We start from the raw sequence: 6,468 nt of genomic DNA, 5'->3' as shown, positions 1-6,468 counted from the left end.
GGCACTGGAACGTCGACGAGGTGCGCTACGTGGTGCGCGACAGCGAGGCCCGCGTCTTCGTGGCCCACGTCGATTTCGCCGAAGCAGCGCTCGCCGCCTGCGACGGCGTCCCGCCCGCGCTTGGCGGGGACTGGTCAGCGCTATCGTTGCCGGCCAGGCGATCCAGCAGTACCTGCCAGTTGCCCTGGCCCTGCGCGTCGCGGGCCAGGTTGAGCCGCATGCCATCGAGAATCAGGCCATCGACCGACACGTCTCCGGTCAGCAATGGCGTGAATGCCACGCTCACTTCGGCACTGTCGAAGCCGACAAAGGGTGCATCGTCCTGCGACTGGTCGGGAAGCCAGGCTTCGGCGTCCTTGACGCTGACGCCGATGCGCGGATAGAAGGACCACGACAACGGGCCGTCGAGACGCAGCTCGAGCCCGCTCTGGTTGCGGACCGCCTCGATCAGACGCGGCTTGAGGTCGTTCGGGTCGAAGAACGTGGTGATGTAGACGACGGCCACGACGACCAGAATCCCCAGCACCCCGATCGCCGCCAGCAGTGCTCTGACCAGCCCCTTCATTCGAATCCTCCCTGTGCACTGACGTGGGCAGGCATCCGTGCGCAGGGACCGAGGCTCCACGCGAGTTCGATGCAGCGGAGCGTGACCCGATGATGCGACTCGACCTGCTGTGCGACTTCCGGCATGCCCCCTGTGTCTCCCTGTCGGCGGAACGACTTGACTGCGGTGGAGAACGGCCGAATGACAGCCGCTCGATAAACACCGACATTGTAGCGGATGCGGGCCCCGATTCACTATAATGGCCGATTCTCGCCAACCGTACCGGGAGATTTCCCCCGCATGTCCGAGCGCATCGCCACGGTGTCGCGCGACACCAACGAGACGCAGATCACGGTCACGGTAAATCTGGACGGCAGCGGCCGTCTCGATTGCCGGACCGGGGTCCCCTTCCTAGATCACATGCTGGATCAGGTGGCTCGCCACGGCATGCTCGACCTGACGATAGACGCCCAGGGCGATCTCGAGATCGACGAGCACCACACCGTCGAGGATCTCGGCATCACCCTGGGCCAGGCATTCGCCCAGGCGATCGGGGACAAGCGCGGCATTCGCCGTTACGGCCACGCCTACGTACCGCTCGACGAGGCGCTGTCCCGCGTGGTGATCGATTTCTCGGGGCGGTCCGGGCTGTTCATGGATGTCGAGTTCACTCGCGCGACCATCGGCCGACTCGATACCCAGCTGTTCTGGGAATTCTTTCAGGGCTTCGTCAACCATGCCCAGGTCACCCTCCACATCGACAACCTGAAGGGCTTCAACGCGCACCATCAGGCGGAGACCATCTTCAAGGCGTTCGGTCGCGCACTGCGAGCGGCTGTCGAGCAGGATCCGCGCATGGCCGGCCAAATGCCGTCGACCAAAGGCAGCCTGTGATACCGGCCGGCGCCATCACCGACTCAGCGAGGAAACCGCAATGACGATCGCCGTGATCGATTACGGGATGGGCAATCTGCACTCCGTGGCCAAGGCGCTCGAGCACGTCACCCATGAAAACGTCATGGTGACCCGCGATCCGCGCTCGATTCGCGGCGCTTCGCGGCTGGTGCTGCCCGGCCAGGGGGCGATCCGCGACTGCATGGGCGAACTCCAGCGCACCGAGCTCGAGGGGTTGGTCAAGGATCTGCTCGAGGAGCAGGCCAAACCGCTGCTCGGTATCTGCGTCGGCCAGCAGATGCTGTTCGAGCGCAGCGAGGAGAACGGCGGCATCGATTGCCTCGGCTTCCTCCCCGGCGGGGTCCGTCACTTCGGCCACAAACTGGTCAGCCCCGAGGGCGAGCGCCTCAAGGTGCCCCACATGGGCTGGAACCGGGTGACGCAGCACCACGCGCATCCGCTGTGGAACGGCATCGAAGACGGCGCGAGATTCTACTTCGTGCACAGCTATTACGTCGAAGCCTTGGAAGATGCCGATATCTTCGGCAAGACCGATTACGCTGGCGCCGACGCCCACGTGGTCACCGGCCGTGGCACCGTGTTCGCGGTGCAGTTCCACCCGGAAAAGAGCGCCAGGGATGGCCTGCAACTGCTGGAAAATTTCGTCAACTGGGCGCCCTAGGCACGATCCGGGAAGTGGCTGCCTCGCCGGCTTTTCAGACAGCACCTGACTGACTCAAAGGACTCGAAACCATGCTGGTAATTCCCGCCATCGATCTCAAGGACGGCCAGTGCGTGCGGCTCAAGCAGGGCCGCATGGACGATGCCACGTCCTACGGCGACGACCCGGTGGCGATGGCCGCACGCTGGGTCGACGCCGGTGCCCGGCGGCTCCATCTGGTCGATCTCAACGGCGCCTTCGAGGGCAAGCCGGTCAACGGTGAAGCCGTCACGGCGATTGCCCGCGCCTATCCGGACCTGCCGATCCAGATCGGCGGCGGCATTCGCAGTGCCGAGACCATCGAGCACTATCTCGCCGCCGGCGTCAGCTACGTGATCATCGGCACCAAGGCGGTCAAGGAGCCGGACTTCGTCGGCGAGATGTGTCGTCGCTTCCCCGGTCACGTGATCGTCGGCCTGGACGCCCGCGACGGCTTCGTCGCGACCGACGGCTGGGCGGAAGTCTCGACGGTCAAGGCAGTGGACCTGGCCAGGCGCTTTCGCGATGACGGCGTCTCCTCGATCGTCTATACCGACATCGCCCGCGACGGGATGATGCAAGGCGTCAACGTCGAGGCCACCGCCCAGCTCGCCCGCGACGGCGGCCTGCCGGTGATCGCCTCCGGCGGGGTGACCGACCTGGAAGATATCCGCGCGCTGGCCAAGGTCGCCGACAGCGGCATCATCGGTGCCATCACCGGCCGAGCCATCTACGAAGGCTCGCTCGATGTCGCCGAGGCCCAGGCCTTGAGTGATTCGATTCGGGGCGATCGGATCGATAACGAAGGAGCCCGCTCATGACATTGGCCAAGCGCATCATTCCGTGCCTCGACGTCGACGCCGGCCGCGTGGTCAAGGGTGTCAATTTCGTCGGTATTCGCGATGCGGGCGACCCGGTGGAGATCGCCAAGCGTTACAACCAGCAGGGCGCCGACGAGATCACCTTTCTCGACATCACCGCCAGCCACGAAGACCGCGACACCACCGTCGAGATGGTCGAGCGCATTGCCGGCGAGGTGTTCATCCCGCTCACCGTCGGGGGCGGCATTCGTCGCTGCGAGGATATCCGCACCATGCTCAACGCCGGGGCGGACAAGGTCTCGATCAATACCGCCGCCGTCACCAACCCGGATTTCGTGCGCGAGGCCGCCGAGCGCTTCGGCAGCCAGTGCATCGTGGTGGCGATCGACGCCAAGCGGGTCAGCGCCGAGGGCGAGACGCCGCGCTGGGAGATCTTCACCCATGGCGGCCGTCGGCCCACCGGGCTGGATGCCGTCGAGTGGGCGTGCAAGATGGTCGACTACGGCGCCGGCGAACTGCTGCTCACCAGCATGGATCGCGATGGCACCAAGGTCGGTTTCGATCTCGGCGTGACGCGCGCGATCAGCGACGCGGTCGAGGTACCGGTGATCGCTTCCGGCGGTGTCGGCAACCTCGATCACCTGGTTGCCGGGGTGAAGGAAGGCGGCGCCGATGCGGTGCTTGCCGCCAGCATCTTCCACTTCGGTGAGTACACCATTCCCGACGCCAAGCGCTACATGGCCGAGCACGGGATCGAAATGCGACTCTGAGCGCTGTGAGCCTGCGCCTGAGCCGCGAGAGCGGATCGACGATAGCGCCGCGGCCCGATCGGGTCGCGGCGCTTTCGCATCGTCATCGCGGACGCTCTCAAGGCAGGTAGCGTGACCGGAAGATACCGTCGAGATCGGCGTAGGGGATGGTCAGCACCGGCTGGCCGACGGCATAGGGCGCCAGGTCGTAGACCTGATACTTGACCGCGACGGCATCCGCCAGCGGGGCGACATTGTCGGAGACGACGAACGGCCACTGGGATTCTGACAGTCCGTTAGCCTGATCGGTCTCCAGCCAGCGCCGGTGGGCCCGCTCCAGCGCGGCTTCGTAGGCCGGTCGCTTCCCCGGCTGCAGCATGTCGGCGAGATCGACGATCTGCTGCGTGTCGCGCTCGATCACCATGTAGGAGGTCAACGGCAAGCCGTGGGCGCCGCCACTGTAGAGATAGCCGTCGAGTTCGATCACCAGCAGGTCGTCGTGATCCGCCACCACGTCGGCCTTGAGATCGGCCTCGTAGCCCGGCAGCTGCGGCACGTCTTCGCGAGCGCGACGCGAAGCCGCGAAGACCTGGTCGGCAAAGGCTTCGAACGAGGTGGCCTGTCCCATGGCATTGCCGTCGGGGCTGTCGCTGAGCCCGCTCGCCAGCCCGAACAGCCGTCGCTCGAGTTCGGCGGAGAGCCGTGGTGACTCGGGGAAACGCAAGTAGGCCGCGTTGACGTTGGCGCAGCTCTCTTTCTCGCAACCGGGCTCGTGGACGCTCTTCACCACCGCCTCGGTTCGCAGCGCGTCACCTCCCCAGCCGGTCAGGCTCTGGCAGCCCGACAGCATGACGGTCGCCAGGGTCAGGCCGCCAATCAACCAGCGCTTCTGCATGATGTTCCTCCATGAACGTTCGTGGGTCGGGGCGCCGAGGGGTCGTCAGCGTTATCCACACGCCTCAGCGTAGCCGGTTTATCCACAACCGGTAGCGGGTCAGTCGAGACTCAGGCCAAGGTTGCTGACTCCCTGGTTGCGACCGAGCGTGCGCAGTGCCGAGAGATCCCCGAGCCTGGGGTCGGCCTCGAGCGCTTCGAGCACCGCGTCCTGGAAATCGCGCTCGTCCTGCATCAGTTCATGCTCACGAAACAGTGCATCGAGCCGTTCGGCGTCCTCGCTGCCCTCGGACATTTCGATATAGGCGCGTACGCCGTTGCGCGAGACGCGACTCACCTCCAGCGCCGCTTCCGGCGCCTCGCCGCGCAGGGTATCGAGCAGCGTGGTCAAGGCCATGACCGCTTCCGTCGCCCGCCGCGCGCCGAAGCTGTCATCGGCCTCCGGCGGCTCGACATCGGCGAGCTTCTCGGCCTGCTTGTCGAAGTCGATCTTCGCCGCGGCGATCTTGAGCCGTTCCCATACCAGATCCAGCACGTTGTGGAGTACGCCGGGGTTGCCCTGGCCGCTCACGACGGCGTAGAGCGCGTAGTTTGGCACCAGCCGCTCGCTCAAGGCGGCCATGAACGCGATCCGCTGGCGCGCATCGAGCTGACGCAGTCTGGCGTTGAAGCTATCCGGGGGCTTGGTCATGAACTCTCCATCGTCCTGGCCACATCGTCACTCTGGCCACATCAAATGCGTGGGTACGCGGCCGCTGTCATCGAAGACGACTCCCTCGGCGCGCAGTTTCTCGTGCTGGCGCTGGGCGCCGCCGTGATCCGCGATTCGACGGCTGGCCCCGATGACCCGATGCCAGGGGAGGTCGTGCCCGGTCGGCAACTGTCGCATCGCCGTACCGACCATGCGCGCCGTGGCACCTTCCGTCATCCCGGCGATCCGACCATAGGTGGTGACGCGCCCCGGCGGGATCTGCGCCACGATGGTGTAGATCTGTTCGAGAATCTGGGCACGGATGGCCATGGCTAAATGCTAACTCCCCGCTTGTGGAGTCGTCCGGTCGACCCCATCATGGACGCATCATGCATATCTATTTTCTCCAGCATAGTCCGTTGTTCGGCCCGGCCCGCATGGCGGACTGGCTCACCGGCCTGGGTCACAGCTACAACCACTGCCGGCTCGACGAAGGCGAACTGCCGCCGCCGCTGGCCAACTGCGACGCGCTCGTGCTGCTCGACGCTTTCTCGCCACCGGAAACCACGCTGCTCAAGCGAGAACGCAAGCTGGTGGAGCGCGCCCTCAAGAGCAACAAGCCGGTGCTTGGCATCGGCTTCGGTGCCAGCCTGATCGCCGAGGCGCTCGGCGCCATCGTGTCGCCCGCGGTGCAGCCGGAAATCGGCTGGCAGCCGCTGACCCTGGCCGACGACAGCCCCTTCGATCTGCCGGAAACCTTCGAGGCGCTGCTCTGGCATCGCGACATCTTCGGCCTGCCGGATGGCTGCCTGCCGCTGGGCCGCACGCCGGGCGGCCCGGTCCAGGGATTCGCCTGGGATGCGGGGCGCGTCATCGCGCTGCAGTGCCACCTGGAATCGACGGCCCAGGGCACGGCAGATCTGTGCGATCACGACCTGCCGGCGACCGCTGCCTACGTCCAGACCCGTGACGAGATCCTCCGCGACCCGAAACGCTTCGATCGCCAGGCGGCGCTGCTGGATCGGGTCATGACCCAGTGGCTCGACGGTCGCTAGCTTCGAAGGCGCTAGGCCGCGTACTGACGCTCCCACTGCCGAGCGACCGCCAGGCAGCTGTCCCAGTCCCCGACGTGCAGGGTCGGTCGGGGCTGGTGCGCGATCTGATGGCGATACATC

At 65.9% G+C, this 6,468-nt stretch carries 9 protein-coding genes; 5 read left to right on the top strand and 4 right to left on the bottom strand.

Features of this window, described 5'->3' with window-relative positions:
* Positions 1 to 25: 25 nt before the first annotated feature.
* On the bottom strand, positions 26 to 565 hold the full coding sequence (locus AC3AYF_RS07775; protein ID WP_487779587.1) for an AsmA family protein: 540 nt from the start codon (positions 563 to 565) through the stop codon (positions 26 to 28).
* A 279-nt stretch (positions 566 to 844) separates the two neighbouring features.
* Between AC3AYF_RS07775 and hisB the strand changes: the two genes are divergently transcribed.
* The 4 genes from hisB to hisF all read left to right on the top strand — a co-directional run bounded on the left by hisB (position 845) and on the right by hisF (position 3,729).
* The gene (hisB, locus tag AC3AYF_RS07770) at positions 845 to 1,438 is read left to right on the top strand and encodes an imidazoleglycerol-phosphate dehydratase HisB (RefSeq protein ID WP_110708031.1); all 594 of its coding nucleotides are present in this window, start codon (positions 845 to 847) and stop codon (positions 1,436 to 1,438) included.
* A 40-nt stretch (positions 1,439 to 1,478) separates the two neighbouring features.
* Entirely contained in the window at positions 1,479 to 2,120 is a 642-nt protein-coding gene (hisH, locus tag AC3AYF_RS07765; RefSeq protein WP_149438048.1) for an imidazole glycerol phosphate synthase subunit HisH, read from the top strand.
* 71 nt (positions 2,121 to 2,191) lie between these two features.
* Positions 2,192 to 2,959 (top strand): 1-(5-phosphoribosyl)-5-[(5-phosphoribosylamino)methylideneamino]imidazole-4-carboxamide isomerase, encoded by a 768-nt coding sequence (gene hisA, locus AC3AYF_RS07760; RefSeq protein ID WP_295036921.1) that lies wholly within the window; start codon positions 2,192 to 2,194, stop codon positions 2,957 to 2,959.
* Positions 2,956 to 3,729, top strand: coding sequence for an imidazole glycerol phosphate synthase subunit HisF (gene hisF, locus AC3AYF_RS07755; protein WP_295036923.1), 774 nt, complete (start codon positions 2,956 to 2,958; stop codon positions 3,727 to 3,729). The genes hisA and hisF overlap by 4 nt, the downstream gene beginning before the upstream one ends.
* Positions 3,730 to 3,826: 97 nt before the next feature.
* On the opposite strand, the gene AC3AYF_RS07750 is transcribed toward hisF, so the two are convergent.
* From AC3AYF_RS07750 to AC3AYF_RS07740, 3 genes are all read right to left on the bottom strand, one after another.
* Entirely contained in the window at positions 3,827 to 4,603 is a 777-nt protein-coding gene (locus AC3AYF_RS07750) for an RsiV family protein (protein ID WP_295036925.1), read from the bottom strand.
* Between the two features lie 99 nt (positions 4,604 to 4,702).
* Entirely contained in the window at positions 4,703 to 5,293 is a 591-nt protein-coding gene (locus tag AC3AYF_RS07745; protein ID WP_295036927.1) for a YjaG family protein, read from the bottom strand.
* Positions 5,294 to 5,320: 27 nt separating this feature from the next.
* Positions 5,321 to 5,623: an MGMT family protein gene (locus AC3AYF_RS07740; RefSeq protein WP_295036929.1), complete on the bottom strand. Its 303-nt coding sequence runs from the start codon at positions 5,621 to 5,623 to the stop codon at positions 5,321 to 5,323.
* A gap of 59 nt (positions 5,624 to 5,682) precedes the next feature.
* On the opposite strand from AC3AYF_RS07740, the gene AC3AYF_RS07735 reads away from it, so the two are divergent.
* On the top strand, positions 5,683 to 6,348 hold the full coding sequence (locus tag AC3AYF_RS07735) for a type 1 glutamine amidotransferase (RefSeq protein WP_487779586.1): 666 nt from the start codon (positions 5,683 to 5,685) through the stop codon (positions 6,346 to 6,348).
* Positions 6,349 to 6,468: the final 120 nt, after the last annotated feature.

It is taken from the genome of Salinicola sp. (assembly GCF_982684285.1).
This window is presented reverse-complemented; position numbering and strand designations above follow the sequence as displayed.

Coding starts and splice junctions, on each gene's coding strand:
- hisA (WP_295036921.1), top strand. CDS start 2,192: ATGCTGGTAATTCCCGCCATCGATCTCAAGGACGGCCAGTGCGTGCGG.
- AC3AYF_RS07745 (WP_295036927.1), bottom strand. CDS start 5,293: ATGACCAAGCCCCCGGATAGCTTCAACGCCAGACTGCGTCAGCTCGAT.
- hisH (WP_149438048.1), top strand. CDS start 1,479: ATGACGATCGCCGTGATCGATTACGGGATGGGCAATCTGCACTCCGTG.
- AC3AYF_RS07775 (WP_487779587.1), bottom strand. CDS start 565: ATGAAGGGGCTGGTCAGAGCACTGCTGGCGGCGATCGGGGTGCTGGGG.
- hisB (WP_110708031.1), top strand. CDS start 845: ATGTCCGAGCGCATCGCCACGGTGTCGCGCGACACCAACGAGACGCAG.
- AC3AYF_RS07735 (WP_487779586.1), top strand. CDS start 5,683: ATGCATATCTATTTTCTCCAGCATAGTCCGTTGTTCGGCCCGGCCCGC.
- AC3AYF_RS07740 (WP_295036929.1), bottom strand. CDS start 5,623: ATGGCCATCCGTGCCCAGATTCTCGAACAGATCTACACCATCGTGGCG.
- AC3AYF_RS07750 (WP_295036925.1), bottom strand. CDS start 4,603: ATGCAGAAGCGCTGGTTGATTGGCGGCCTGACCCTGGCGACCGTCATG.
- hisF (WP_295036923.1), top strand. CDS start 2,956: ATGACATTGGCCAAGCGCATCATTCCGTGCCTCGACGTCGACGCCGGC.